This window comes from uncultured Campylobacter sp. (genome assembly GCF_938017615.1).
GTDB lineage: Bacteria > Campylobacterota > Campylobacteria > Campylobacterales > Campylobacteraceae > Campylobacter_B.
This window is the reverse complement of record NZ_CALIJA010000188.1, coordinates 1-1121: the sequence shown is the minus strand read 5'-3', so window position 1 is coordinate 1121 and position 1121 is coordinate 1. Positions and strand designations below refer to the sequence as shown.

At 47.3% G+C, this 1121-nt stretch carries 1 protein-coding gene; it reads right to left on the bottom strand.

The window, feature by feature from the left end; all coding sequences use genetic code 11:
* Positions 1-490: 490 nt before the first annotated feature.
* Positions 491-1121, bottom strand: a 631-nt coding sequence (locus Q0620_RS09575) for a lyase family protein (protein WP_298784782.1), incomplete at its 5' end; no start/stop codon positions are given.

Here is a 1121-nt window from a genome sequence, read left to right as displayed (position 1 = left end):
AAAAGCGAAAAACCCAATATGCAAGTAAATATGCCCCAGGAAAATTCATGATAGACGGTGTAATCGTTTATGATCAATGACTCCTTATCATAGTCCCTCATAAAATCCTCGTTTTGTAAAATTTTGGCGCATTTTATCCTTTGGGTGCTTACGAAGCATTTAAAATTTTATCTTAGCGGCGGTGTTTATACGCGTTTGGCGGGGCGTGAAATGGCAGGCAGAATTTAAAGACAAAAAGCGGCTTCCGCTTCGGTAATTTCGCTATTTTAGCGAACAGCAAGAGCCGCGTTACCAAAGTAAATTTAATCCGCAAATTTCGCTTTCAAATTTACGGATTTTAAAGAAAGCTCGGCGAAATCATTTTAAAGTAAACTCTGCGAAATCACTCAAGGCGAGCATGCCACGCAAAACGATTAAATTTTATCGAAATGATCAAATTTTACTGAAACGCCCTAATCTCGCCGAGCCCAAAAAGTCAAGCAACTAAAATTTATTCCTTCGGTGAGGTCATATCCTCAGGCACCACCCACGCGTCAAATTCCTCGGCGGTCAGTATGCCTGATTTTATCGCCTCCTCGCGCAGCGTCGTACCGTTATGATGGGCGGTTTTGGCGATCTTGGCGGCATTTGCGTAGCCGATGTGCGGATTTAGCGCGGTTACGAGCATTAGGCTCTCGTGCAGCAGTTTGTCGATTTTCGCGGCGTTTGCCGTGATACCGCAAGCGCAATGTTTCTCAAAGCTGTTCATCGCATCGCTTAGCAGGCGGATGCTTTGGATGAGGTTGTACGTAAGCACCGGCTTAAAGACGTTTAGCTCGAAGTTGCCCTGGCTTGCAGCGACGGAAATCGCGACGTGGTTGCCCATTACTTGCGCCGCTACCATCGTGACGGCTTCGCACTGCGTCGGATTTACCTTGCCCGGCATTATCGAGCTTCCAGGCTCGTTTTCGGGGATATTTATCTCGCCGATACCGCATCTTGGCCCGCTTGCCAGCCAGCGCACGTCGTTTGCGATCTTCATCAAATTTGCCGCCAGGCCGTTTAGCGCGCCGCTTAAAAATACCTCGGCATCGTGGCTGGTTAGGCCGTGAAATTTATTCGGATGGGATTTAAATTTAAAC